The following is a 24,364-nucleotide window of genomic DNA, read 5'->3' on the forward strand; positions in this document are numbered from 1 at the left end:
CGTCACCGTCCCGCTCGCGTATAAACGGCGGTTGAACACTGTTCGACGTCGAGGGGCCCGCTTCCATGAACCTGCCCGTGAACCTGTCAGGCACCGGCCGTCGCGTCCTGATCAGCGGGGCCTCCCGGGGCCTCGGCCGCGCGCTCGCCCGCGCCTTCGCGGAGAACGGCGACCGGGTCGCCGTGCACTACGGCTCGCGCGAGGAGGACGCACGGGCGACGCTCGACTCGCTGGCGGGCGAGGGACACGTGCTGGTGGGCGGCGACCTGTCGGACCCCGCCGGGGCGGCGGACATCGCGGGGCGCGCGGCCGAGGCGCTCGGCGGCATCGACGTCCTGGTCAACAACGCCGCCGTGAACCTGCCGCACCCCCTGGCCGACACGCCGTACGAGGAGTGGGCGGCCCTGTGGCAGCGGCACGTCTCGGTCAACCTGCTCGCCACGGCGAACCTCAGCCACCTCGCCGCCCGCCGCATGATCGACCAGGGCACGGGCGGCCGGATCGTGAACATCGGCTCGCGCGGCGCGTTCCGCGGCGAGCCGGACCACCCGGCGTACGGCGCGACGAAGGCGGCGGTGCACGCGCTCGGCCAGTCGCTCGCCGTGTCCCTCGCGCCACACGGGATCGCGGTGGCGTCGGTGGCCCCCGGGTTCTTCGCGACGGAACGCGTCGCGCACCGTCTCAGCGGTGCCGAGGGCGAGGCGATCCGGGCGCAGAGCCCGTTCGGGCGGGCGGGCACGGCGGAGGAGATCGCGGCGGCCGTGCTGTGGCTGGCGTCCCCGGTCGCCGAGTGGGCGTCGGGCGCGGTGCTCGACCTCAACGGCGCGTCGCACCTGCGTACGTGAGCGCGTCGCACCTGCGCACGAGAACGTAAAGCCAAGAATCACCGCAGAACACCTTGACCCGGGATGCACACCGCAATAGACATCACCTACGTGCAGTGCTGCACCACCCGCACGGGGAGGCGAGCCGAGTGGACGCACATCAGGCACGCAGCCTCCATGAGGGCCGGCTGATGAGGCTGGCCAATGTCACAGGAGTCGGCACCGGTAGAGACGAACACACGGGTCAGGACGTGATCGTCGTCTTTGTCACCCACCTGGTGCCCCGTGACCGGCTCCGTGACGCAGACGTGGTTCCGGACACGCTCGAAGGCGTCCCCGTGCGCGTACTCGCCATCGGCGAGGTCGACGCCCACGACGGCGGGGCGTAGCGAGAGCGACGCCCCGACGCCCCCGGCGCGCCCGGAACTCCCACCCTTCAAAGGGGAAGAGGTGGTCTGGCGTGGTGAGCCAGCCCGAACTGATGCGAGGACCCACCGGCGGTCAGCTGAGCGACAGCTCCCGTCAGCAGGCGATGTCCGACTTCCTGCGGCCCCAGCAGCCGCTCTCCAACGTGGTCGGCTTCGGCCACGGCGTGAAGTGGAGCGGCGGGGAGCCCACGGGCGAGCCCGCCGTCATCGTGTTCGTCACGCAGAAGGTCCCGGAGTCCATGCTCCCCGAGCGGGACGTCGTCCCGCGCCAGATGGACGACGGCACTCCGACCGACGTCGTCGCGGTGGGCCACATCGCGGCGCAGCGCCAGCAGAGCCGCGCGGGCGGCCGGCGCGCCGACGACCGTGCCTCGGTGACGTACGGACCGGACGGCAGCGTCAGCGAGCAGCTCGCGGGGCTCGGGCAGCCGCAGCTCGAAGAGCTCGCGGGGCGCGGCGCGTTCGAGCCGCAGCTCCTGAAGCGCCGGATGCGTCCGTGCCCGTCGGGCTTCTCGGTCGGCAACGTCCGGGTGACCGCGGGCACGCTCGGCAGCGTGGTCTACGACTTCCTGCCCGGCGCTTCCGTCGACCCGCCCGGCGCCGGTCTCGGCGTACCGGCGAAGTTCTACATCCTGTCCAACAACCATGTGCTCGCCGACTCCAACCGGGCGCAGCTGGGCAGCGCGATCGTGCAGCCCGGTGTCTTCGACGGCGGCCAGGACCCGGCCGACCGCATCGCGACCCTGGAGCGGTTCATCACGATCCAGTTCGCCCCGCAGATCCCGCTGGAGCGGCACAACAACGTCGTGGACGCGGCGCTCGGCGCGGTCGACTTCCAGGACGCGACGCGCGAGCAGTACTTCAGCGGTGCCCCGCGTGCCTGGCGGCGCAAGGCCAACGTGGCCGTCGGTGACCTGGTGAAGAAGACCGGCAGGACGACGAACATCAGCTTCGGCCGGATCATCGCGGTCGACGCGACGGTCGACGTGAACTACGGCACGGCGGGCACGGCCCGCTTCAAGGACCAGATCGTCACGACGAACATCTCCGCGGGCGGCGACTCCGGTTCGCTGGTCACCTCGCAGGACGACGTCGCGGTGGGTCTGCTGTTCGCCGGTTCGTCGGTCGCGACCATCGTCAACCACATCGAGAACGTCCGCGCGCTGCTGCGTGTGGAGATCGCCGAGCTGCTGGCCTGACGGTCAGGACGGGAGGAGGGTCTTCCATGACCACTCAGGCACGTAAGCAGAAGGGCGGCCAGTCGCGGACGTCGGAGCACCGCTTCCACAATCCGCAGGGCGCCGAGGTCAAGACGCGTGACGAGGCGTTCGCGGCGCCGCTGGGCGAGGTGTCGGCCGAGGCCCTGTCGACGGAGTGCAAGCTGACGCTCCACGCGGGCGCGGTCACGTTCGTCCTCGAGGTGAAGTACAACCCGAACACCTATCCGCACGTGGTGACGGGCGGGCAGATCACGTCCGGCATCTGCGGCGCGCCGTGGGACATCACGGGCGGCACGATCGGCGAGACGATACGGCTCGACGCGAAGCGGGCCGGGCAGGGGTCGTGCGCGAACACGATCACGATCGTGGGCGAGTACCAGAATCCTCCGGCGTACCGGGGGACGTACGGGTTCGACGGGGCGACATCGTCGTTCAAGCACACGACGCGGTACGAGTGCTGAGGTAAGACACCGGACGGGCTGGATGTCTCAGCCCGTCCGGCGTTTGAGGACTGGGTGCCAAGGGGGGGCAGAGTGCCCTTAGAGACCCTGCTGCGACCTCGCCTTGAACGCCGCCTTGCGGGCCTCCTTCGCCACCTTCTTGTCGGGGTGCAGGCGGCCCATCGCCTCCAGGACGTCGGCCGTGGCGGGGTGCTCGACGCGCCATGCCGTGGCGAAGAAGCCGCTGTGCTGCTGGGCGAGACCTTCGACGAGGCCCTGCAGCTCGTCCGAGTTGCCCTCGGCGGAGAGCTGCGCGGCGAGCGTGTCGATGGTCAGCCAGAAGATGAGCTCCTCCGACGGCGCGGGCACGTCCGTGGCGCCGTGCTCGGCGAGCCAGACCCGGGCGAGGCCACCGAGCTGCGGGTCGTCGAGGACGTCGCGCAGCGCCGGTTCCGCCTCGTCGCCGACGAGGGAGAGCGCCTGCTGGCAGCGGAGCCTGCGCAGCGGCGCACCCTCGTCGGCGCCGCGCGCCGCGGCCAGCAACTCCCGTGCCGCGTCCAGCGGTTCGTGCCCGGCGAGCCACTGCTCGATCTCCGCCTGCGCGGCGTGCTGCGGGAAGCCGGCGGTGCCGTCGAGCAGGACGTCCGCGCCCTTGTCCGCGAGGTCGCCGACGGCGGGCGCGTCGACACCGGCCTCCAGCATGCGGGCACGGACGCCGTACAGGCCGAGCGGGGTGAGCCGGACCATGCCGTAGCGGCTGACGTCCTCGTCGTCGACGGGCGCCTGCTCCGGCTGTGCCGTCTCGTCGTCGATGTCGGCCATGAGCGCCTCGTCGACCGGCTGGTACTCGACGAGGCCGAGCGGCTCGAAGAGCCGGAACTGGTCGTCGAGCTTCATCATCGCGTCCGACACCTGCTCCAGGACGTCGTCCGTGGGCTCGCCCATGTCGTCGGGGACGATCATCGAGGCGGCGAGGGCGGGCAGCGGCACGGGGCTCTCGCCGCCCGCCGCGTCGCCGACGGTGAGCAGGTAGAGGTTGCCGAGGACGCCGTCGAGGAAGTCGGCCTCGGCCTGCGGGTCCCAGCCGAGCTCGTCGAAGTCGACCTGGCCGTTCTCCTCCAGGACGTCGAGGAGGTTCTCCATGTCGGGCACGGTCGCGTCCGCGTACACGGTGTCGAGGGCGCCGAGCCAGACGGCGAGGACGTCCTGCGGGCTCCCCCCGGAGAGCACCGCGAGATCCTCGCCCTGCGTGACGGTGCCTTCCGCGCCGTCCTCCTCGGCGTCCGTGACATCGATGAGCCCGGTGTCCACCGCGACCCGCCACGCCTCGCTCGCGTACGCGGCGGCGTCCGGGTCGTCCGCCGCGAGGCCCAGCTCGGCCGCGGCCGCGGGGAGCTGCGCGTCGACGAGTTCGCCGCCCGCGCCGACGCGGGTCTCCGGTCCCGCCCAGCGGGCGAGGCGCACGGCGCGGGAGAGCAGCGGGGTGGCGAGCGCGGCCCGCGCGAGTTCCGCTTCGGAGTGCAGCAGCACCGGCGGCAGGGTGGCGGGGCTTACGGACATCGGCTGGTTCTCCTCCGGAGGGGCGGGCTCTGCAGTGGGCAAGCCTAGACGGATTTGGGACCATGCCGCCCGGTTCATGTCCCTGTCAGGAGACGTACAGCAGCGGAACACCCGGAGAACCTTGACAACTCCCCTGGTCACGCAAGAGATTGACGCGCGTAGAGCGCCCGACCGGCCCTGCACCGCCGCAGCTTCGTTCCCTCACCCTCATCCGGAGTTCCCTGATGTCTCACATAGCGTCGCCCCGCCTTCCGAGATCCGCCGCCGTCGGCGCCGTGGTCGCCGCCGCCCTGGCGGCGGGCCTGCTCGCCGTCACCTCGTCCCCGGCCGCCGCCGACGGGGTCCGCATCCATGACATCCAGGGCACCACCCGTACGTCGCCCCTGGTGGGGCAGCAGGTCAGCGATGTGCCCGGCATCGTGACGGGCGTGCGCGGCTACGGCTCGAAGGGCTTCTGGATCCAGTCCGCGAAGGGGACCGCCGATGACGACGCGGCCACCAGCGAGGGCATCTTCGTCTTCACCGGCTCCGCTCCGCTCACGGTCAAGGCCGGCGACGCGGTACGGGTCTCGGGCACCGTCGGCGAGTACGTGCCCGGGGGCACCGGCTCCGGCAACCAGTCCCTGACCCAGATCACCAAGCCGACCGTGACCGTGGAGTCCTCCGGCAACGCGCTGCCCGCCCCGGTGGCGGTCACCGCCAAGTCCGTGCCGAGCCGCTACGCGCCCGCGGGCGACCCGGCGCAGGGCGGCAGCATCAACGCGCTGCCCCTGAAGCCCCGCTCGTACGCCCTCGACCTCTACGAGTCGCTGGAGGGCATGAACGTGGGGATCGGCAGCTCCCGCGTCGTCGGCGCGACCGACGCTTACAACGAGCTCTGGGTGACCGTGAAGAAGCACGAGAACCCGAACCGGCGCGGCGGCACCGTCTACGGCTCGTACACCGCGCAGAACGGCGGACGGCTCCAGATCCAGCAGCTCGCCCCGGTCTCCGAGCGGCCGTTCCCCCGGGCGAACGTCGGTGACGTCCTGCGCGGCGGCGCCGAAGGCCCCCTGGACTTCAACCAGTTCGGCGGCTACACCCTCGTCGCACGCGAGCTCGGCACGGTCGACGACAAGGGCCTGAAGCGCGAGAAGACGCGGAAGCAGGCCAAGGGCGAGCTCGCCGTGGCCACGTACAACGTCGAGAACCTCGACCCGAGCGACCCGCAGAAGAAGTTCGACGCGCTGGCGGGCGCCGTCGTCGCGAACCTCGCCTCGCCCGACATCGTGGCCCTGGAGGAGATCCAGGACGACAACGGGGCGAAGAACGACGGCACCGTCTCCGCGGAGGCGACGCTGCAGAAGTTCACGGACGCGATCGTCGCCGCGGGCGGCCCGCGCTACGCGTGGCGGTCCGTCGACCCGCAGAACAACAAGGACGGCGGCGAGCCCGGCGGCAACATCCGCCAGGTCTTCCTCTACAACCCCGAGCGCGTCTCGTTCACCGAGCGCGCGCCCGGCGACGCGACGACGCCCACCGAGGTCGTGCGCGAGGGAGGCCGCGCCGCGCTGAGCCACTCCCCCGGCCGCGTCGACCCGGCCAACGCGGCCTGGGCCGACAGCCGCAAGCCGCTGGCCGGCGAGTTCACGTTCCGCGGCCGCACCGTCTTCGTGATCGCCAACCACTTCGGGTCCAAGGGCGGCGACGAGTCCCTGACCTCGCACCACCAGCCGCCGGTGCGCTCCTCGGAGACCAAGCGGCTGCTGCAGGCGCAGGCGGTGAACGGGTTCGTGAAGGACATCCGCAAGGTCCAGCGGAACGCCGACGTCGTCGTGCTCGGCGACATCAACGACTTCGAGTTCTCGGCCACGACCAGGGCGCTGGAGGACGGCGGCGCGCTGCGCTCCGCCGTCAGGTCGCTGCCGAGGAGCGAGCGCTACTCGTACGTCTACCAGGGCAACTCGCAGGTCCTCGACCAGATCCTGACCAGTCCGGGGGTGGGCGACGCGGACGACTTCAGCTTCGACAGCGTGCACATCAACGCGGAGTTCGCGGAGCAGAACAGCGACCACGACCCGCAGGTGCTGCGTTTCAGGCCGTAGCCCCGGGAGACCGGCAGGACGGGCCGGGCCGCCTCAGCCGTAGAGGTGGTCCAGCCAGTCCTGCCAGGCCAGTTCGGTGCCCTTGGCGTCGGCGTGCGCGCCGAAGTCGTGGACACTGACCCCGACCGGGGCACCGAAGTGGTTGCGGCCGTAGAAGCGGTGCAGCGTCTCGTCGGCGCGCAGCCCGATGAAGTACCGGCTGCGGAAGTCGATCACCGCGTCCAGCTCCCCGCCCGCCGCCTGCACCCGTACGCGCGCGCCGTCCGTGGCGTCGTCGGGCAGGCCCAGCGCCCTCGCCAGCCTGACGAAGGCGTCCGGGGCGGCGGAGGCGCGCGGGCCGTGCAGGGCGGAGTAGGCGACGGGACGGCCCTCGAAGTGCGCCATGTACTGGCCCAGGGAGTGCAGGTAGAAGTCGGTGTGCCGCACCGTGCCGTCGTACTGCGTGTCCCAGTCGCCGGTGAAGATGCCGCTGTGCACGTGGCGCAGCCAGGAGCGACGGCCGCCGTCGCGCGGCTCGATGACGTGGTCGAGCTCGTTGAGGCTCTGGCCGGGTATGCCGTCCGGGTCCTCGACGCGCGCGGTGAGGCGGTGGGGCGGGTCCCAGCGGGTGACGGTGCCGCCGGAGGGGGCGGCGCCGCCCTCGCGGGGCTCGTACTCCATGGGCCACAACCAGCCGCCGGTGCCGGTGGTGAGGGCGGCCCAGAGCCTGGCCGGGGAGCCCTCGACCTCCAGCTCCCGGACGATCTCGAAGGCCTTGCCGGTGCCGCCGTTCCCACCGACTGCCGGGGCGGCGCCGGCGGCGGCCTCCCCCTTGCCGGGCCTGCGCCTGCGCGGCCTGCCCCGGCCGGCCCTCCCGTCCCCGCTCATGGCTCCACCGTCCCGCCGCCTCCAGGGGCTGTCCAGGAGAGCGGGGCGCTCGGCGGCGCGGGCCGGGGAAAATCTACGCCTGGCTCGGTACGAAGCCGTACGCGAACCGGTACCGGGCGCCTTCTCCGCCGCCCTCCGCGTAGGTGACGACGCGCCTGCCGTCCAGGGTGAGGTGGAAGTGCGCGGCGTGCGGGCCGGGGGTGTCGGCGACGTCCCGGTCCAGGGCTTCGGCCGCCCGGTCCGACCAGGCGCGCTGCGCCTCGGGGTCGGGGCCTTCGAAGTCGGTGAGACCGATCACCACCGTGTCGGGCTCACCTCCATCACCTCCCTCCCAACTGCGGTACAGCCGCGTCTTGTTGAGGCCGAGCCGCTCGATTCCCGGCACCGCCGCGTCGATCTCCGCGTTCCTGGCGTCCCTGCCGTTGCCGACGCCCGCGAAGAAGTCCTGGTACGCCTCCTCGTCCCGCCACTGCGAGTAGTGCAGGACGGTCGATCCGTCGGCGCCCGCGTACACCGTGTACGAGAGGAGCCCCTCGTGCGGCCAGGGCCGGGCCTCCCAGGCCTTGGCGATGGCGTCCAGGGTGGCCCGCAGCCGCTCGGGCGAGCCGGTGCTCCAGGTGCTGATGAAGGTGAGGCCTCCGTCGGCGCGCGCCGGGTCGGGGAGGGTGCCGGTGCTGCGGGTGGTGGTCACGGGCATGGTGTGGTCCGTCCGTCTCGGTCGAGGTCGGGTGCACGAGCGGGTGGTCGCCCGGTGCACGCACCACACTCCGACCTCGACCGAGGTTGAGGTCAAGCCCGTTCGTGCGGCGCGGGTGCCACCGTCACCGCCTCCAGCACCGGACGTTTCGCCTCCCGGCCGTCGCCCGACGAACGTCCCCGCACCCGCCGCCACATCCAGGGACCCATGAACCCGGCGAACCAGCGCGCCTCCGCTGTCACCGCCCCGAACACCGACACCGGGGCGAGCGGCGGCAGCGGGCTCAGCCAGCTCTCGTGCCCGGCGAGGCCGAGCGCGTCCGCCATGCCCGCGGCGATCCGGGCGTGGCCGAGCGGGCTCGCGTGCATGCGGTCGCGGCTCCACAGCCGCGGATCGGTGGTGATGCGGTGCGGGAACGTGTCGAAGACGGTCACGCCGTGCCGGTCGGCGGCGGCGCGGATCCGGGCGTTGAGGTCCAGGACGCGGGGCAGCGCGCGGCGCGCGAGCGGTGAGACGCGCCCGATGTCCGGGAAGGTGACGGTGGCCACGCGCGCGCCCGCCGCGGTGAGCTCGGTGAACATCTCCTCGACGTCCGCGGCGACGCGCGCCGCGTCGTAGCCCGGCCGCACCAGGTCGTTCATGCCCGCCATGACGGTCACGAGGTCCGGCTTCAGGGCGAGGGCGGGGCCGAGCTGCTCCGCCTTGATCAGCGCCGTCCGACGGCCGCGCACGGCGAGGTTGGCATAGGTGAAGTCCGGGTGCCCGGCGGCGAGGATCTCGGCGAGCCGGTCGGCCCAGCCGCGGTAGCCGCGCTCCTCGTCGCCGTCCCCGAGGCCCTCCGTCTGACTGTCGCCGATCGCGACGTACCGCGCGTACGGATGCTGCTGCGTCGTGGCCATGGCCCGAGCTTCCTCCGGGCGTCCGGCCCCGTCAACGCGGCCCCGTCGCGGCTGGAGGAGGTGGCCGCCGCCGTCGACGAGCAGCACTTCTCGATCATGCCGGGCGCCACCGCGTCGACCGCACGGCCGGGCCGAGCGTCGTGGCGAGCGGCTTGGTCATGTGGTGCACGGCTGCTTGCCGACCGCGTACGGGATGGAGCTGCCGTCGGGACGGACGCCCGCCTGAGAGGAGATGTCGACCATGTCGCCCGCACCGCTCGCGCACAGATGCGGGACGGCGGCAGTGATGGTCTGCCACACGCCGATGACGTTCACGTCGTACAGCTCCCCCCCACACGTCGGGACCGGCCGCCTCCAGGTCGTCGTGGTCGATGGACCAGGTGGTGCCCGCGCGGTTGACCAGGATGTCGAGGCGGCCCTGCGTGTCGACGGCGGCCTGCACGAGCCGCGCCACGTCGGCCTCGTCGGCGACGCTCGCCCTCACGTGGACGGCGTCGGGCAGTTCGGCCGCGAGTCAATGGCCCGCCTCGACGGAGCGGGCGGAGTTGGCGACGGCGCGCACCCCTGCGGCGGCGAGGCGGCGGGCGACGGCGGCGCCGGTGCCGGACGAAGAGCCCGTCACCAGCGCGACGCCTCGCTCGTCCCCTCCTGCGCCGTCGCCGCCGCCGTGGGTGCCGCTGTGTTCAGCGTTGTTCTTCGTGCCTTGGCCTCTGTGCCGGTCCGGCCTGTCGGCGCGCGCACCGATCATGCCGGACGGGCACGGCCGTCAGCCCGGCCAGCGGCCCGTCAGACGCCGCACGCCGACCGCGCCGCCGCGGTCGACCGCCGCCTTGACCACGGCGAAGATGGCGCCCTGGAGCGCGGCGGCGACGAGGATCTCGTTCCAGGAGCGTTCCTCGTCGTGTGCGTCCGGCGCGTCGTCCTCGCCCGCCACGGCCTTCCAGGTACGGCGGAACACCGCACCCGCGACCGCGCCGCCCAGCATGCCGAAAGCCATGCCGAGCGGCTTGTAGAGGATCGTGGCCCCGCTCATCAGCGGCCGTTCCGCTTGCCGCGGCGCAGCAGCATCCAGGCCACCAGAACACCCGCCCCGGCCGCCGCGACGGTCCTCGGGTGGCGCCCGCCGATCCGCGCGACGCTGCTCGCTGCGGCGCGCACGGGCTCGGGCGCGCCGTCCTGTACGCGGCGTGCGGCCTCGGCGACCTTCTCCTCGGCCTGAACCACGGCGGGGTACTGTTCCGCGCGCGCCTTGCCCTCGAGCACGGCGCCCTTGGCGCGCCCCGCGCCCTCCGCCGCGATGCCCTTGGCACGTCCGGCGCCTTCCGCCGCCAGGCCCTTCGCCCGTGCGGCGCCCTCGGCCGCCTTGCTCTTGACGCCCGCCACGCCGTCGGCCGCCATGATCTTGGCGCCTGCCGCCCCCTCGGCCGTGGCGTTCTTCGCCTGCCCGGCTCCGTCCGCGGCCTTGCCCTTGGCGCGCGCCGCCTGCTCCGTCACCTTGTCCTTCACCTGTGCCGCCGTCCCTTGTACGTGGTCCTTCACCGCCGCTGCCCGTTCCCGGGCGCGGGCCTTCACGTCTGCCTTCGCCGCGAGTTCCTCGACGGTCTCGCCGAGTTCGCCGCGGGTCTCCTCGATCTGCCGGCGCAGTTCGTCGGGGCCCTTGGCGCCCGCGTCCTTTTTCGCCGAAGCGTCCTTGGCGTCCTTGGGGGTGTCCGTCATCGGTGCGCCCTTTCCTTGATCTCCTCGACATCCGCCTTGACGCTGTCCATCGCCTCCTGCGGCACGGGGGGCACCGCACGGGCCAGCTGCTTGCGGCCCAGCACGGCGAGCACCCCCGCCACGACGAAGAGCACGCCGGTGACGATGAGGGCCGCGCCCCACACGGGCAGCGTCAGCGCGAGTGCCGCGACCGCCGTGGCCGCGAGCGCCATGAGTCCTACGTACGAGACCGCGCCGGCCGCTCCGAGGAGCCCTCCGCCACGGCCCGCGCGTTTGCCCTTGGCCGCCATCTCCTGCCCGGCGAGCCGCATCTCCTGACGTACGAGTTCCGAAAGCTGCGCGGTGGCACGTTCGACGAGCTCTCCCACCGAGTGCTGCGCGTGATCGCGCGTCGGCTGCTCGCCCATGGTCCCGGTCACGGGGTCCGCCTCCCTTCTGGCTGGGATGGCCGAGTACCCGTACCTGGCGACGCTACCCCCGCTGATCTCCTGAACTCGGACGAGCACTTCTCGTAGCGTTCCTGTCCAGTACCTCGTAGGAGAATTAAGTGGAGCTTCAGCAGCGGCGTACCGAGACTGCCGTCATGACCTCCCGAACCGCGGCGCCCTTCGGCCGCGCCCTCTGCGCGATGATCACCCCGTTCACCGCCGACGGCGCCCTCGACCTCGACGGCGCGTGCCGCCTCGCCGACCACCTCGTGTCGCGGGGCTGCGACGGACTCGTCCTGTCCGGTACGACCGGCGAGTCGCCGACCGTCTCCGACGCCGAGAAGGCGGCTCTCGTCCGGGCCGTGGCCGACACGGTCGGCGACCGCGCCACCGTCGTGGCCGGCGTCGGCAGCAACGACACCCGGCACGCCGTCGAGCAGGCGCGGGGGGCCGAGAAGGCGGGCGCCGACGGCCTGTTGGTGCTCACCCCGTCCTACAGCCTGCCGCCGCAGGACGCCGTGGAGGCCCACTTCCGCACGGTCGCCGACAGCAGCGGGCTGCCCGTGCTGCTCTACGACATCCCCGGCCGCACCGGCACCCGCATCGCGACGGAGACGGTGCTGCGGCTCGCGGATCATCCTCGCGTCGTCGGCGTGAAGGACTGCGCGTACGACATGCTCGGCAGCCAGAAGGTCATCTCCCGCACGGAGTTGGCGTACTACGCGGGCTGCGACGAGTTCAACCTGGCGCTGTACGCGGTGGGCGGCGCGGGCTGCGTCAGCACCGTGGCCAACGTGCTCCCCGGCCGCCCCCGTGAGATCTTCGACGCGTTCGACGCCGGGGACACGGAGGGCGCGCGCCGGGCGCAGCTGGCCGCGACCCCGCTGATCGAGGCGATGATGGCGTCGGGCCTGCCGGGCGCCGTCACGGCGAAGGCCGTGCTCGGCGCGCTCGGCCTGCCGTCGGGGCCGGTCCGGGCACCGCTGCTGCCCGCCGGCCGCGGGGCGACCGACGGGCTGCTCGCCGCGTACGAGGCGGCGCGGGGCGCGGCGGTCCCCGCGGCGGTCCCGGCGACGGGGTGATCAGCGGTCGGCGAAGACCGGCGTCCAGCGCCCGACGCCGTCGGCCTTCGAGGAGCGGTAACCGCTGAGCGGGACGGTCTTCTTGCTCCCGATGGTGACCAGGACGAGCCGGTTGCGGTACTCGCTCGCGCCGGGTGCGATGTCCCAGGCGATGAGCCGCTTGTCGTCGGCCCAGGCGAGCAGCTGCTGACCGGGGATCTTGGCGACCCGCTTGCCGGTGAGGGGGTCGAGGACCTCCGTGGCGGTGGTCCTGGCGCCGCCCGCGAAGTCACCCGCGGCGAGCTTCCCGTTCGGGGAGAGCCCGGCGGCGACGAACCAGGACAGGTGCTTCTCGCGCGGTGGTGTGCCCGTCTTCCGCCCCTGGAAGTCGTAGTACAGATGACCGGGTTGGTGGCGGCCCGTGCGGACCAGCGTGCCGTCCTGACTGAAGTCGAAGTCCTGCCGGGTGTTGATGTCCGCGATGCCGAACCCGCCGCGCTTCGTCTTCACCTCGCTCCAGCTGCCGTTCCCAGAGGCCACGTCGAGGACGTAGAAGCCGGTCCTTGTGGGGTCGGCGGGGCCCGGCTCCTCGTGTTTGCCGTCGCTCATGGGCCGGTCGCGGTCGAGCCGGTCGGGGTTCTCGGCGTACGTCGTGGCGACGAGTTTCCTGCCGTCGGGCGAGAACTCGACGCCGCCGACGCCGTGCTGCACGGGGAGCCAGCGCTCGACCTTGCCGGTGCTCAGGTTCAGCAGGCCGATCCGGTCGGCGGGGAGCCCGCGCTCCAGGACGGCGGCGGTCCGCATGCCGGGCGCGACGTCGACCCACGACCAGCGGGCGTCCTCGCGGTAGGTGCCGGTCCTCTGGTCGAGGAGCCGGTAGGTACGGGTGATGACGGCGTCACCGTCGGGCTGCTTGACCTTCTTGCTCGTGCTGTACGCGGCGAGTGCCGTGCCGCCCGCGGCGATCAGCTCACGCGGCGGTGTCTGGCCCGGGTGCGCGATGACGTCGTCGGTCAGCGACTCACTGGCCGGGCGCGGACCCCGCTCCTCCGAGTCCGAGTCCACGGCGGGCACCGCCACGCCCACGACGGCAGCCGTCACCACGGCGAGCGACGCGCCCACGATCGCCCGGTTCCTGCGCCGCCGGCGCACGGCGAGCACGCGGTCGGCGAAGTCCCCCGGCACGGGCGGCCCCTGGGTCGCCTGCTCCCGGAGCGACTCGCGCACCAGTTCTGCGACGTTCACGGTGATACCTCCATGGGCGAGAAGTCACGGGAGCGGGAGGAAGCCTCGGCGGGGCCGGAGCGGTCCAGGTGCGCCAGCTCGGGCGCCAGGCCGCGCAGCCGGGCGAGCGAGCGGTGCGTGGTGCTGCGCACGGTGCCGACGGAGCAGCCGAGCACGGCGGCGACCTCCGCCTCCGGCAGGTCCTCGTAGTAGCGCAGGACGAGTACGGTCCGCTGCCGCGCGGTGAGCTTGGCGAGGGCCCCGCGCATCACGAGGCGCAGTTCCACCGCGGCCGTGCCGTCCCCCGACGCGGCACGCTCCGGCGGTTCGGCGACGGCCAGTTCGCGCCGCGGCCACTTCAGCCGCCACCGGCTGACCTGCTGCCGGTACAGGATCCGGCGTACGTACGCCTCCGGCTCGTCGATCCGCTGCCACCGCCCGGCCGCCTTGACGAGCGCGTTCTGCAGCAGGTCCTCGCCCGCGTGCCGGTCGCCCCCGCTGAGCAGTACGGCGGTCTTCAGCAGCGCCGACGATCTGGTCGCCACGAATTCCCGGAAACTGTCCTGCTCATGGGCATCCATCGTCACCTTCGCTCCCTGGTGGGCCTGTTGCCCTCCCGCATGGATGAGGACGGGTCCGGGAGACCCCTGCTATGCCTCTCCGGCGGAAGAACTCGGCAGAAAAAACGGAGCGGCCACCCCGCGAAGGGGATGGCCGCTCCGGTCGAGGCGCGGGTCAGGGGAGCGCGGGGAACCCCGCCGCCTTGGTCCAGCGCAGCGTGTCACTGCCCCGGCTGAACGTGACCTTCTCGCCCCCGGGAGCGACGACGGTCTTCTCCCAGCCGTCGAAGTCCTTCTTGACGTGCTTGTCCCACTTGGCCGGCGGGCCCACGGCCACCGCGGCGACCGACTCGGTCGGCGGCTCGCCGTCCGCGCAGTACACGCCGAAGTCGCCGAAGGCCGCGACCGTGCCGTCCTTGGCCTTGAGCGTGATGCCCTGGCACGCGTCGGTCTTCGTCCCGTACACGAGGGCCGGCTTGGACCAGCCCTTCGCGCGGGGGCTGTAGTCCTGCGCGAACAGGCCCTTGCCGCGCAGGTAGTGCATGGCCACGCGGCGCCCGTCGGCGAGCTCGACCTGCGCGTTGAACGGGCTGGGGCTGCCGCTCCAGGGAATGTCGCTCTTGCGCAGCGGGTGGCTGTGGTCGCCGGTCGCCGCGCGGCTCATGTGGTGCGCGTCCCCGCGGGCGTCGTCGCGGGGCCGGCCCGCGCTCTGCCCGCACCCGGCCACCAGGCCGAGCACCGCCGCGGCGCCGACGGCCAGGGCCGTCGCACCCGTTCGGTTCATGCGGTTCCTCGACTAGTTGTGGCTGTGCAGTACGTCGTTCAGGCCGCCCCACACCGCGTTGTTCGGGCGGGCCTCGACGGCGCCGGTGACCGAGTTGCGGCGGAAGAGGATGTTGGAGGCGCCGGAGAGCTCGCGGGCCTTGACGATCTGTCCGTCGGGCAGGGTCACGCGGGTGCCCGCGGTGACGTACAGGCCGGCCTCGACGACGCACTCGTCGCCCAGCGCGATGCCGACGCCCGCCTCGGCGCCGACGAGGCAGCGCTCGCCGATGACGATGCGCACGTTGCCGCCGCCGGAGAGCGTGCCCATGGTGGAGGCGCCGCCGCCGATGTCCGAGCCGTTGCCGACGACGACGCCGGCGGAGATGCGGCCCTCGACCATGGAGGTGCCGAGGGTGCCCGCGTTGAAGTTCACGAAGCCCTCGTGCATGACCGTGGTGCCCTCGGCGAGGTGCGCGCCGAGCCGCACGCGGTCGGCGTCGGCGATGCGGACGCCCTTCGGCGTGACGTAGTCCGTCATGCGCGGGAACTTGTCGATGGACGTCACGGCGAGGTGGAGGCCCTCGGCGCGGGCGTTGAGGCGCACCTTCTCGACGTCGTCGACGGCGACCGGGCCGAGCGAGGTCCAGGCGACGTTGGCGAGGAAGGCGAACTGGCCGTCGAGGTTGACGCCGTGCGGCTTGACCAGGCGGTGCGAGAGCAGGTGCAGGCGCAGGTAGACGTCGTGGGCGTCCAGCGGCTTGTCGTCGAGGGATCCGATGACCGTACGGACAGCGATGATCTCCACGCCGCGACGGGTGTCCGGGCCGATGGCCTTGGCGGCGCCCTCACCGAGCAGTTCCACGGCGCGCTCGGCGGTGAGCCGCTCGCTGCCGGCGGGGCCGGGCTCGGCGACGAGCTCGGGGGCGGGGAACCAGGTGTCGAGAACGGTGCCGTCGGCGGTGACGGTGGCGAGGCCTGCGGCGACGGCGCCGGTGGTGCGGGAAGCGTTCGTGTCGGTCATGGGTGAAACCTAACCGGAGGTGCGCCGCGCGGGCGAACCGGTCTCAAGGTCCGGGCCGTCCGCGGGGCCGCCTGCGGCCACCGCCGTGGAGGGCTGCCGAACCCGGCCCCGCCCCGCCACGAGGACCAGGCAGCCCGCCGCCCCCGCGACCGCCGCGCAGACCGGCCAGAGCAGGCCGGGCGCCGCCGAGTAGAGCGCCCCGCCGAGCGGCGCCGACAGCACGACGCCGCTGACCGAGACACCCGAGTACAGGCTCTGGAAGCGGCCCTGCACGTGCGCCGGGGCGTGGTCGGCGACGTACGCGGTGGCCGGTGTCTTGTAGAGGATCTCCCCCGCGGTGAGCAGCAGCATCATGGCCACGGCGGTGCCGAGCCCGGTGCCGAGGGCGAGGACGGCGCAGCCCGCGCCGACGAGCAGCAGGCCGGAGCCGATGATGCGCAGCGGTGCCCGGTCGCGCAGGGCGAGGGTGGCGGGGAGTTCGAGGAGCAGGATGACGCCGCCGTTGATGGCGAGGAGCCAGCCGTAGACGCCGGTGCCGAGGCCGTGCCGGTCGAGGTCGACGGGGAGGGTCGAGTACTGCTGCCGGTAGACGAGGTCGGTGAGGAGGATGGCGACGAGGAGGACGAGGACGGTGGGCCGCTCGCGCAGGGCGGCGAAGACACCTGGCCGCGGTCCGTCTTCGGCTTTCGCGCGGTCCGGTCCGTAGCGCGCGGCCCCGTGGGCGGGCAGGATCCGCGCGGCGTACGCGGCGAAGACCAGTGTGCCGATGCCGTCGACGACGAAGAGCCAGGTGTACGAGGTGTGGGCGATGAGGAGCGCGCCGAGCGGGGGTCCGACGGTGAAGCCCGCGTTGCCCGCGAACCGGGTGACCGCGAACCCCTGGCGGCGGGCGCCCTCCGGCACGGTCACGGCGACGAGGGCGCCGGTGGCGGCGCGCACGCAGCCGCCCGCGTACTGGCTGAGCGGCGGCACGACGTACAGCAGCGCGGCCGACAGGAACGGCAGCGCAAGGACGCCCGCGCCGCCGATCAGCGATCCGACGAGCAGGACGCGCCGGTGGCCCGAGCGGTCGCCGAACCAGCCGCCGGTGAAGTTGCCCGCGACCATGCCGACGCCGCCGATGCCGCTGATCAGTCCGGCCTGGGCGACGGGCAGGCCGCGTTCGTCCGTCAGGTAGACGAAGAAGTAGACGAAGGTGAAGGCCACGACCATGTTGAAGAACTGACCGGCGGCGAGCAGCCACACGGTCCTGGGCACATCACGCACGCCGCCCCCCGGCAGATCGGTGAGTCGACTCCGAGAGGTCGATCCTCGGGGTCAGTTCCTTTTGGGAACGGACTATGTCAGCATGTGCGGCATGGCGCAACGGACCCGACTCGACGACGACCACTGCGCGATCGCGCAGGCGCTGGACGTCGTCGGCGACTGGTGGACCCTGCTGATCGTGCGCGACGCGGCGCGGGGGGTGCGCCGCTTCGACGAGATGCAGCGCGAACTGGGCGTGTCCCGGAAGGTGTTGAGCGAGCGGCTGAAGCTCCTGGTGGAGGCGGACGTCGTCACGCGTGTCCCGTACCAGGACCGGCCCGTGCGCCATGAGTACCGTCTGACGCCGCGCGGCCGCGCGCTGCTGCCCGTCCTGGTCGCCCTCCAGGACTGGGGGGACACATGGGTGCTGGGAGAGGGAGAGACGATGGCGACGGCAGCGGAGACCTCACGGGAGGCGCAGCGGGTGCACGCGCTGCTCGGCACGCGCCTGCCGGAGCTGCGGCTCGTGGGCCACGACGGGGAGCTGCGCGACCCGGTGTCCGCGGACACGCCGTACACGGTCCTGTACTGCTTCCCCGGCGCGTACGCCCGCAAGGACGCCTACCCGCCGGGCTGGGCGCAGATCCCCGGCGCGCGCGGCTGCACGCTGGAGTCCTGCTCGTTCCGCGACCAGCTGGCGGAGTTCACCGCGGCGGGCTCGACGGTGCACGGGGTGTCGTCGCAACGCCCGGACGAACAGCGGGCGTTCGCGGAGAAGGAGGGCCTGCGCTTCCCGCTCCTCTCGGACGCGGACCTGGCCCTCACGGCGGCTCTGCGCCTGCCGACGTTCCGCGCGGCGGGGGTGAGCCGCCTGAAGCGGCTGACGCTGGTGCTCGACCGCGACCGGACCGTGCGGGACGTTCAGTACCCGGTCACGGACGTCACGGCGAGCGTCGAGGCGGCGCTGCGGACGGTCAGGGGCCTCGCGTCCCGCTCCGGCTGAGGGCGCGGCGCCGGAGCGGAACGAGCGAGTGACACCGCTTCACGCGTGACGCGCCGCACTCACTGGGACTGCGCGCGTTCCCGCAAAAAACGCAGCCCGAAGAAGACCATTCCCGCCACCCCGGCCACCGCACCGACGGCACACAGCACGACCGCCCACTGAGCCAGTTCCCGTGTCATCCAGAGAAGGCTCACGGCGACCAGTGCGAGGGAGAGCAGAAATCTCTCGGCATTTCCCGGAGAACGTCCGGGAGTGCGAGGTTCATTACGGGGTTTGTTCAGTCCCTGCTCGCGGTGCACGAGTACTTGACGCCCTTCATTTTGATGGTCCGCCATCCCGCCATCACCCCCACCGTCGACGAGGAATTCACCGGGGCTACATCCGTTCCGCCACCACCGCCGCCGCCCTGCTTCCGGCAGTAATAGCCGAGGGCGTCGAGCTTCTTGAGGTCACTCATCGCCTGGTACTTCTTGTACGACTTGATCATGGCGGCACGCTTCTGCGCGGGCGTCGCTTCCTTGGCCTTCGTGTACGCGTAGCACCCGACGCTGGCGCCGATCCCTACCCACGATGCCCCCTTGGCCAGGGCTTTGGCAAGACCTGCCGCCCCGCTGCCGATCCCGAGGACGGCACATATCTCGTCCGCGCCGAGAGCCTGCCGCTGCGTCGTCCGCTCGACATGCCCGGTCTGGCCGGGCGCGGAAGCCGCGTACGCCGTACCGCCCGCGACCCCGGTCATGGCGCAGGCAATGGCGACGGAAATACCTTTATGACGCATGCTCATGAACTCGTTTCCCCCAAGTTCTCGCAATTGCTTGGTCAATGCACGCGGGACGCTACCAGCGGCAACTCGGAGCACGCAATGATCTTTGTCAGCAAAAAGCGAATCCTTGACGGATCTACACAAGCAGGCGGCCGAGCATCTCCCGCGCGTACTCCTCGTCGTACTCGCCGCCCGTGAGGAGCACTTGCAGGCTGATCCCGTCCATCAGGGCGACGAGGGCGCGCGCGGTGACCGGGTCGGTACGGCGCTCGATGACGTCGGTGAGCCCCGCGCACCATTCGGCGGCCACGGGCCGGAGCGCGGGCCTGCGCACGGCGGCGAGATAAAGCTCGTACTCCAGCTCGACCCCGGCCCGCTCCCCCGCGAACCACTCACCGAGCACCCGGGCGAGGCCACAGGCCAGTTCGGCGCGGTCGGCCGCCGGGTCCTCGCACACACCACTGGCGGCCACCACCTTCGCGAACCCCTCGTTGCACTGCCGCAGCGCGGCGGTGAGCAGCTCGTCGAGCGTCTTGAAGTGGTACGTGGTCGAGCCGAGCGGCACGTCCGCCTCGGCGGCGACGGAGCGGTGACTGAGCCCGCCGATGCCCTTCTCCCCGACGACGCGGATCGCCGCGTCGATGATCCGCTGGCGGCGCTCGGGATCGTACCGGCGCCCCATCAGTGGGCCCCGCCCAGATTGAGCACGACGACGCCCGCGATGACGAGCGCGATGCCCGCGATCTTGACCATGTTGGCCGACTCCCCCAGGAAGAGCATGCCGATGGCGGCCACGGCGGCGGTGCCGATGCCCGCCCAGATCGCGTACGCGGTGCCCACGGACAGGGTCTTCAGGGTCTGCGCGAGCAGCGTGAAGGCGAGCAGATACCCCGCGACCGTGATGAGCGAGGGGACCAGCCTGCTGAACCCCTCGCTGTACTTCATGGCCGTCGTCCCGGCCACCTCCGCCGCGATGGCCGCGGCCAGCAGTGCGTATCCCATGTGTACGAGTGTACATATCGATGCGTACGGGCGTACACAAGAACGTGCCCGTCCACGCGTCGGCGGGCGTGTGGCGGGCGGGCACGACGAAGCCCCCCGGAGAATCCTCCGGGGGGCTTCGTGTGCGGCGGTGCCGCTCAGACGTTGAACCCGAGCGCCCGAAGCTGCTCGCGCCCGTCGTCCGTGATCTTGTCGGGGCCCCACGGCGGCATCCAGACCCAGTTGATCCGGAGCTCGTTGACGATGCCCTCCGTCGCCGACTTCGCCTGGTCCTCGATGACGTCGGTCAGCGGGCAGGCCGCGGACGTGAGCGTCATGTCGATCGTGGCGATGTTGGCGTCGTCGATGTGCACGCCGTAGATCAGGCCGAGGTTGACGACGTCGATGCCCAGTTCGGGGTCGACGACGTCGTACAGCGCCTCGCGGACCTCTTCCTCGGAAGCGGGCTTCGTGGTCAGGGTCTCGTTCTCGCTCATGCGGTCTTCCTCTCAGCGACGTCGGCGGCATCGGTGCCCAGCGCCTGGGCCGTCGCGTCCTTCCACGCCATCCAGCTCAGCAGAGCACACTTCACACGCGCCGGGTACTTGGAGACCCCGGCGAACGCGACCGCGTCCTCCAGGACCTCCTCCATCGCGTCGTCCGGCTCCAGCTTGCCCTTGGACTGCATCAGCTCCAGGAAGACCTCCTGGATCCGCTGCGCCTGGGCGAGCTCCTTGCCGACCAGGAGGTCGTTCAGGACGGACGCGCTGGCCTGGCTGATGGAGCAGCCCTGGCCCTCGTACGACACGTCGGCGATCGTCGACCCGTCGTACTTGACGCGCAGCGTGATCTCGTCGCCGCACGTCGGGTTGACGTGGTGCACCTCGGCGTCGCCATCGCGCAGACCACGCCCGTGCGGGTGCTTGTAGTGGTCCAGGATGACTTCCTGGTACATCGAATCCAGCTTCACGTTCCCAGCCAGCCCCTCAGCCGAAGAAGTTCCGTACGTGCTCCAGGCCGTCGACGAGAGCGTCGATCTCACCGGGCGTGGAGTACAGATAGAACGACGCTCGCGTGGTCGCAGGAATTCCGTACCGCAGGCAGACCGGACGCGCGCAGTGGTGACCCACGCGCACCGCGATGCCCTGCTCGTCGAGGACCTGGCCCACGTCGTGCGGGTGGATGTCGCCGAGCGTGAAGGAGATCGCGGCGCCGCGCTCCTCGGCCGTCGTCGGGCCGATGATGCGCAGGTCGGGAACCTCCAGGAGGCGCTTGACCGCGTACTCGGTGATCGCCTGCTCGTGCGCGGCGATCTTGTCCATGCCGATGGCAGAGAGGTAGTCCACGGCCGCGCCCAGGCCGACGGCCTGGGAGACCGGCGGCGTGCCGGCCTCGAACTTGTGCGGCGCGGGCGCGTACGTCGACGAGTTCATCGACACGGTCTCGATCATCTCGCCGCCGCCGAGGAACGGGGGCAGGTCCTCCAGGAGTTCCTGCCGGCCCCACAGCACGCCGATGCCCGTCGGGCCGCACATCTTGTGACCGGTGAAGGCCACGAAGTCGGCCTGCAGCGCCTGCACGTCCAGCGGCATGTGCGGGGCGGCCTGCGAGGCGTCGATGAGGACGAGCGCGCCGACCTCCTGGGCGCGGCGCACGATGGCCTCGACCGGGTTGTGCGTGCCCAGGATGTTGCTGACCAGGACGAAGGAGACGATCTTCGTCTTCTCGGTGATGACCTCTTCGATATTGGAGAGGTCGAGACGGCCGTCGTCGGTGAGGCCGAACCACTTCAGCTTCGCGCCGGTGCGCTGCGAGAGCAGCTGCCACGGAACGATGTTGGAGTGGTGCTCCATCTCCGTGATGACGATCTCGGTCTCGTGGTCCACGCGGTAGGGCTCGTCGGCCCAGCCCAGCATGTTGGCCACGAGGTTGAGCGACTCCGAGGCGTTCTTGGTGAAGATCACCTCGTCGCGGCTGGGCGCGTTGATGAACTCCGCGACCTTGTCACGGGCGCCCTCGTACAGCGCCGTGGCCTCCTCGGCGAGGACGTGCACGCCGCGGTGAACGTTGGCGTTGTGCTGCTCGTAGTACTCGTTCAGTACGTCGAGGACCTGCCGCGGGGTCTGCGAGGTCGCCGCGTTGTCCAGGTACACGAGCTTCTTGCCGTCGTGGATCGTGCGATCCAGGATCGGGAAGTCCTTGCGGATCGCCTCGGTGTCGAGGAGGCCCGGCAGCTGTGTCACGAAGATGCGCCACCCTTCGTGTAGGCCTCGTAGCCCTCGGCCTCGAGCTTGTCGGCGAGCTCGGCGCCGCCGGACTCGGCGATGCGGCCGTTCGCGAAGACGTGCACGAAGTCGGGCTTGATGTAGCGCAGGATGCGCGTGTAGTGCGTGATCAGCAGGGTGCCGACCTCGCCCGTCTCGCGGACGCGGTTGACGCCGTCCGAGACCTGGCGGAGCGCGTCGACGTCCAGACCGGAGTCCGTCTCGTCGAGGATCGCGATCTTCGGCTTGAGGAGCTCCATCTGGAGGATCTCGTGGCGCTTCTTCTCACCGCCGGAGAAGCCCTCGTTGACGTTGCGCTCGGCGAAGGCCGGGTCCATCTGGAGCTGCTCCATCGCGGACTTGACCTCCTTCACCCAGGTGCGCAGCTTGGGGGCCTCGCCGCGGATCGCCGTCGCCGACGTGCGCAGGAAGTTGGAGACCGAGACGCCGGGGACCTCGACCGGGTACTGCATGGCGAGGAACATGCCGGCGCGGGCGCGCTCGTCGACGGACATCTCGAGGACGTCCTCGCCGTCGAGGGTCACGCTGCCCTGGGTGATCGTGTACTTGGGGTGACCCGCGACCGAGTAGGCGAGCGTCGACTTGCCGGAGCCGTTCGGGCCCATGATGGCGTGGGTCTCGCCCTGCTTCACGGTCAGGTCGACGCCCTTGAGGATCTCCTTCGTGGCGTTGTCGGCCTCGACGGTGACGTGCAGGTCCTTGATTTCAAGCGTTGCCATGGGTGCCTCAGGACTCCTGGGTGAGGGAGACGAGCACGTCGTCCCCTTCGATCTTTACGGGGTATACGGGGACGGGGCGCGTCGCGGGAAGGCCGGACGGCTTGCCGGTGCGGAGGTCGAAGCTGGAGCCGTGCAGCCAGCACTCGATCTGACAGTCCTCCACCTCGCCCTCGGAGAGGGAGACGTTCGCGTGCGAGCAGATGTCGTGGATCGCGTACACCTCGCCCTCGGTGTGGACGACCGAGACCGGCGTGCCGTCGAGTTCCACCCGCTTCGGGGTGTCCTCCTCCAGCTCGCTCAGTCCGCACGCCCGAACGAATCGGGCCTGGTCGAGGCTCATGCGACGGTCGCCTCCAGCTCCTCTTCGATCTTCGCGATGAGGCGCTCCTCGACGTCGGGCAGGCCGATCTGCTGGACCAGCTCGGCGAAGAAGCCGCGGACGACGAGGCGGCGTGCCTCCTCCTCCGGGATGCCGCGCGACTGCAGGTAGAAGAGCTGCTCGTCGTCGAAGCGGCCGGTCGCCGAGGCGTGGCCCGCGCCGACGATCTCGCCGGTCTCGATCTCGAGGTTCGGCACCGAGTCGACCCGGGCGCCGTCGGTCAGAACCAGGTTGCGGTTCATCTCGTACGTGTCGGTGCCCTCGGCGGCGGCCTCGATGAGGACGTCGCCGATCCACACGGCGTGCGCGTCGTCGCCCTGGAGCGCGCCCTTGTAGACGACGTTCGACTTGCAGTGCGGGGTGTTGTGGTCGACCAGGAGGCGGTGCTCCTGGTGCTGGCCCGCGTCGGTGACGTACAGGCCGAAGAGCTCGGCCTCGCCGCCGGTGCCCGCGTAGTTCACGCGCGGGTGCAGGCGGACCAGGTCGCCGCCGAAGGTGACGACGACGGACTTGAAGGACGCGTCACGGCCGACCAGCGCGTTGTGCTGGGCGACGTGCACCGCGGTGTCGTCCCAGTCCTGGACGGAGACGACGGTGAGCTTGGCACCGTCGCCGACGACGAAGTCGACGTTGGCGGCGAGCACGGCGTCACCGGTGTGGTCGATGACGACGAGCGCCTCCGCGAACGCGCCGAGCTCGATCACCTGGTGCGCGAAGGCGGTGCCGCCCTCGCCGTGCACGGCGATGCGGATGGGCTCGGTGAGCACCGTGTCCTTGGGGACGGTGACGACCGAGGCCTTCTCGAAGGACGAGTAGGCCTGGGCGGCGACGCGGTCGACGGGCTTGCCCGCCTTGCCGACGCGGGCGTCGTCGCGGCCGACGGTCTCCTGGGTGACGCCCTCGGGGGCGCTCACCTCGACGCGGATGCCGCCGTCCGCCACCGCGGTGCCGTCGTGCAGCCCGCGCAGGCGCTCCAGCGGCGTGAACCGCCACTCCTCCTCGCGGCCGTGCGGGACGGGGAAGTCCGCCACGTCGAAGGACGGGGGCGCGCTCATGCGGGTGGCGACGGTGGACTCGGCGGCCACCGCGATCGATCCGGCGGTGGTGGAGCCCACCGGGATGTTCTGAGCCTCAGCCATGGCTGTCGTCGTGCTCTCTCTCTGCGTAAGAAGTCAGTCGCTGCGGGGACGGTGTC

General features: G+C 71.6%; 30 protein-coding genes and 1 pseudogene. 7 read left to right on the forward strand and 24 right to left on the reverse strand.

Features of this window, described 5'->3' with window-relative positions:
• Nucleotides 1–65: 65 nt before the first annotated feature.
• The 4 genes from DEJ47_RS08365 to DEJ47_RS08380 all read left to right on the forward strand — a co-directional run bounded on the left by DEJ47_RS08365 (nucleotide 66) and on the right by DEJ47_RS08380 (nucleotide 2,933).
• A complete protein-coding gene (locus tag DEJ47_RS08365) occupies nucleotides 66–845 on the forward strand; it encodes an SDR family NAD(P)-dependent oxidoreductase (protein ID WP_150166440.1) in 780 nt (259 codons plus the stop codon).
• 170 nt (nucleotides 846–1,015) lie between these two features.
• On the forward strand, nucleotides 1,016–1,213 hold the full coding sequence (locus DEJ47_RS08370) for a hypothetical protein (RefSeq protein WP_165283749.1): 198 nt from the start codon (nucleotides 1,016–1,018) through the stop codon (nucleotides 1,211–1,213).
• 74 nt (nucleotides 1,214–1,287) lie between these two features.
• Entirely contained in the window at nucleotides 1,288–2,451 is a 1,164-nt protein-coding gene (locus DEJ47_RS08375; RefSeq protein ID WP_223828273.1) for a S1 family peptidase, read from the forward strand.
• 26 nt (nucleotides 2,452–2,477) lie between these two features.
• Complete coding sequence (locus tag DEJ47_RS08380) at nucleotides 2,478–2,933, forward strand: hypothetical protein (RefSeq protein WP_150166444.1); 456 nt, start codon at nucleotides 2,478–2,480, stop codon at nucleotides 2,931–2,933.
• 78 nt (nucleotides 2,934–3,011) lie between these two features.
• Here the strand turns inward: DEJ47_RS08380 and DEJ47_RS08385 are convergent, their stop codons facing one another.
• Entirely contained in the window at nucleotides 3,012–4,472 is a 1,461-nt protein-coding gene (locus DEJ47_RS08385) for a hypothetical protein (RefSeq protein ID WP_150166446.1), read from the reverse strand.
• 224 nt (nucleotides 4,473–4,696) lie between these two features.
• On the opposite strand from DEJ47_RS08385, the gene DEJ47_RS08390 reads away from it, so the two are divergent.
• Nucleotides 4,697–6,556 (forward strand): endonuclease/exonuclease/phosphatase family protein, encoded by a 1,860-nt coding sequence (locus DEJ47_RS08390; RefSeq protein ID WP_150166448.1) that lies wholly within the window; start codon nucleotides 4,697–4,699, stop codon nucleotides 6,554–6,556.
• Nucleotides 6,557–6,589: 33 nt separating this feature from the next.
• Here DEJ47_RS08390 and DEJ47_RS08395 read toward each other — a convergent pair whose 3' ends face one another.
• From DEJ47_RS08395 to DEJ47_RS08425, 9 genes and pseudogenes are all read right to left on the reverse strand, one after another.
• Entirely contained in the window at nucleotides 6,590–7,423 is an 834-nt protein-coding gene (locus DEJ47_RS08395) for an SRPBCC domain-containing protein (RefSeq protein ID WP_223828274.1), read from the reverse strand.
• 73 nt (nucleotides 7,424–7,496) lie between these two features.
• A complete protein-coding gene (locus DEJ47_RS08400; protein WP_150166450.1) occupies nucleotides 7,497–8,120 on the reverse strand; it encodes an antibiotic biosynthesis monooxygenase in 624 nt (207 codons plus the stop codon).
• 92 nt (nucleotides 8,121–8,212) lie between these two features.
• The gene (locus DEJ47_RS08405) at nucleotides 8,213–9,019 is read right to left on the reverse strand and encodes an SGNH/GDSL hydrolase family protein (RefSeq protein WP_150166452.1); all 807 of its coding nucleotides are present in this window, start codon (nucleotides 9,017–9,019) and stop codon (nucleotides 8,213–8,215) included.
• A gap of 156 nt (nucleotides 9,020–9,175) precedes the next feature.
• Nucleotides 9,176–9,334, reverse strand: coding sequence for a hypothetical protein (locus tag DEJ47_RS36795; protein WP_223828275.1), 159 nt, complete (start codon nucleotides 9,332–9,334; stop codon nucleotides 9,176–9,178).
• A gap of 112 nt (nucleotides 9,335–9,446) precedes the next feature.
• Nucleotides 9,447–9,503, reverse strand: a pseudogene (locus tag DEJ47_RS37500) (hypothetical protein); the annotation flags it as partial.
• Nucleotides 9,504–9,533: 30 nt separating this feature from the next.
• On the reverse strand, nucleotides 9,534–9,767 hold the full coding sequence (locus DEJ47_RS36800; RefSeq protein WP_223828276.1) for a hypothetical protein: 234 nt from the start codon (nucleotides 9,765–9,767) through the stop codon (nucleotides 9,534–9,536).
• 18 nt (nucleotides 9,768–9,785) lie between these two features.
• A complete protein-coding gene (locus DEJ47_RS08415) occupies nucleotides 9,786–10,052 on the reverse strand; it encodes a DUF4235 domain-containing protein (protein ID WP_150166454.1) in 267 nt (88 codons plus the stop codon).
• Nucleotides 10,052–10,735, reverse strand: a complete 684-nt coding sequence (locus tag DEJ47_RS08420; RefSeq protein ID WP_150166456.1) for a DUF3618 domain-containing protein — start codon at nucleotides 10,733–10,735, stop codon at nucleotides 10,052–10,054. Before DEJ47_RS08420 ends, DEJ47_RS08415 begins: the two co-directional genes overlap by 1 nt.
• Nucleotides 10,732–11,154, reverse strand: coding sequence for a phage holin family protein (locus DEJ47_RS08425; protein ID WP_398333224.1), 423 nt, complete (start codon nucleotides 11,152–11,154; stop codon nucleotides 10,732–10,734). Before DEJ47_RS08425 ends, DEJ47_RS08420 begins: the two co-directional genes overlap by 4 nt.
• 164 nt (nucleotides 11,155–11,318) lie before the next feature.
• On the opposite strand from DEJ47_RS08425, the gene dapA reads away from it, so the two are divergent.
• The gene (dapA, locus tag DEJ47_RS08430) at nucleotides 11,319–12,245 is read left to right on the forward strand and encodes a 4-hydroxy-tetrahydrodipicolinate synthase (RefSeq protein WP_150166458.1); all 927 of its coding nucleotides are present in this window, start codon (nucleotides 11,319–11,321) and stop codon (nucleotides 12,243–12,245) included.
• On the opposite strand, the gene DEJ47_RS08435 is transcribed toward dapA, so the two are convergent.
• The 5 genes from DEJ47_RS08435 to DEJ47_RS08455 all read right to left on the reverse strand — a co-directional run bounded on the left by DEJ47_RS08435 (nucleotide 12,246) and on the right by DEJ47_RS08455 (nucleotide 17,060).
• Nucleotides 12,246–13,469 (reverse strand): WD40 repeat domain-containing protein, encoded by a 1,224-nt coding sequence (locus DEJ47_RS08435; RefSeq protein ID WP_150166460.1) that lies wholly within the window; start codon nucleotides 13,467–13,469, stop codon nucleotides 12,246–12,248.
• Complete coding sequence (locus tag DEJ47_RS08440; protein ID WP_150166462.1) at nucleotides 13,466–14,029, reverse strand: SigE family RNA polymerase sigma factor; 564 nt, start codon at nucleotides 14,027–14,029, stop codon at nucleotides 13,466–13,468. Before DEJ47_RS08440 ends, DEJ47_RS08435 begins: the two co-directional genes overlap by 4 nt.
• A 154-nt stretch (nucleotides 14,030–14,183) precedes the next feature.
• Complete coding sequence (locus DEJ47_RS08445) at nucleotides 14,184–14,792, reverse strand: hypothetical protein (protein ID WP_223828277.1); 609 nt, start codon at nucleotides 14,790–14,792, stop codon at nucleotides 14,184–14,186.
• 12 nt (nucleotides 14,793–14,804) lie between these two features.
• Entirely contained in the window at nucleotides 14,805–15,794 is a 990-nt protein-coding gene (gene dapD, locus DEJ47_RS08450) for a 2,3,4,5-tetrahydropyridine-2,6-dicarboxylate N-succinyltransferase (protein ID WP_150166464.1), read from the reverse strand.
• Nucleotides 15,795–15,803: 9 nt separating this feature from the next.
• Nucleotides 15,804–17,060: an MFS transporter gene (locus tag DEJ47_RS08455; RefSeq protein ID WP_150166466.1), complete on the reverse strand. Its 1,257-nt coding sequence runs from the start codon at nucleotides 17,058–17,060 to the stop codon at nucleotides 15,804–15,806.
• A gap of 91 nt (nucleotides 17,061–17,151) precedes the next feature.
• On the opposite strand from DEJ47_RS08455, the gene DEJ47_RS08460 reads away from it, so the two are divergent.
• Nucleotides 17,152–18,042, forward strand: a complete 891-nt coding sequence (locus tag DEJ47_RS08460) for a winged helix-turn-helix transcriptional regulator (RefSeq protein WP_150166468.1) — start codon at nucleotides 17,152–17,154, stop codon at nucleotides 18,040–18,042.
• A gap of 277 nt (nucleotides 18,043–18,319) precedes the next feature.
• Here the strand turns inward: DEJ47_RS08460 and DEJ47_RS08470 are convergent, their stop codons facing one another.
• From DEJ47_RS08470 to sufD, 9 genes are all read right to left on the reverse strand, one after another.
• Nucleotides 18,320–18,781 carry a hypothetical protein gene (locus tag DEJ47_RS08470; RefSeq protein ID WP_223828278.1) on the reverse strand — a complete coding sequence of 154 codons (462 nt, stop codon included), beginning with the start codon at nucleotides 18,779–18,781 and terminating at the stop codon, nucleotides 18,320–18,322.
• Nucleotides 18,782–18,941: 160 nt separating this feature from the next.
• Nucleotides 18,942–19,487, reverse strand: a complete 546-nt coding sequence (locus DEJ47_RS08475) for a TetR/AcrR family transcriptional regulator (RefSeq protein WP_150166472.1) — start codon at nucleotides 19,485–19,487, stop codon at nucleotides 18,942–18,944.
• Nucleotides 19,487–19,807, reverse strand: a complete 321-nt coding sequence (locus DEJ47_RS08480; protein ID WP_150166474.1) for a DMT family transporter — start codon at nucleotides 19,805–19,807, stop codon at nucleotides 19,487–19,489. Before DEJ47_RS08480 ends, DEJ47_RS08475 begins: the two co-directional genes overlap by 1 nt.
• Nucleotides 19,808–19,944: 137 nt before the next feature.
• Nucleotides 19,945–20,283, reverse strand: a complete 339-nt coding sequence (locus tag DEJ47_RS08485; protein WP_030358830.1) for a metal-sulfur cluster assembly factor — start codon at nucleotides 20,281–20,283, stop codon at nucleotides 19,945–19,947.
• A complete protein-coding gene (sufU, locus tag DEJ47_RS08490; RefSeq protein ID WP_150166476.1) occupies nucleotides 20,280–20,756 on the reverse strand; it encodes a Fe-S cluster assembly sulfur transfer protein SufU in 477 nt (158 codons plus the stop codon). Before sufU ends, DEJ47_RS08485 begins: the two co-directional genes overlap by 4 nt.
• Nucleotides 20,757–20,772: 16 nt before the next feature.
• Nucleotides 20,773–22,029, reverse strand: a complete 1,257-nt coding sequence (locus DEJ47_RS08495; RefSeq protein ID WP_150166478.1) for a cysteine desulfurase — start codon at nucleotides 22,027–22,029, stop codon at nucleotides 20,773–20,775.
• On the reverse strand, nucleotides 22,026–22,790 hold the full coding sequence (sufC, locus tag DEJ47_RS08500) for a Fe-S cluster assembly ATPase SufC (RefSeq protein ID WP_150166480.1): 765 nt from the start codon (nucleotides 22,788–22,790) through the stop codon (nucleotides 22,026–22,028). Before sufC ends, DEJ47_RS08495 begins: the two co-directional genes overlap by 4 nt.
• A 7-nt stretch (nucleotides 22,791–22,797) precedes the next feature.
• Nucleotides 22,798–23,130 (reverse strand): bifunctional 3-phenylpropionate/cinnamic acid dioxygenase ferredoxin subunit, encoded by a 333-nt coding sequence (locus tag DEJ47_RS08505; RefSeq protein ID WP_150166482.1) that lies wholly within the window; start codon nucleotides 23,128–23,130, stop codon nucleotides 22,798–22,800.
• Complete coding sequence (gene sufD / locus DEJ47_RS08510) at nucleotides 23,127–24,308, reverse strand: Fe-S cluster assembly protein SufD (protein ID WP_150166484.1); 1,182 nt, start codon at nucleotides 24,306–24,308, stop codon at nucleotides 23,127–23,129. Before sufD ends, DEJ47_RS08505 begins: the two co-directional genes overlap by 4 nt.
• Nucleotides 24,309–24,364 lie beyond the last annotated feature (56 nt).

Source organism: Streptomyces venezuelae (genome assembly GCF_008642355.1).
Taxonomy (GTDB): domain Bacteria; phylum Actinomycetota; class Actinomycetes; order Streptomycetales; family Streptomycetaceae; genus Streptomyces; species Streptomyces venezuelae_B.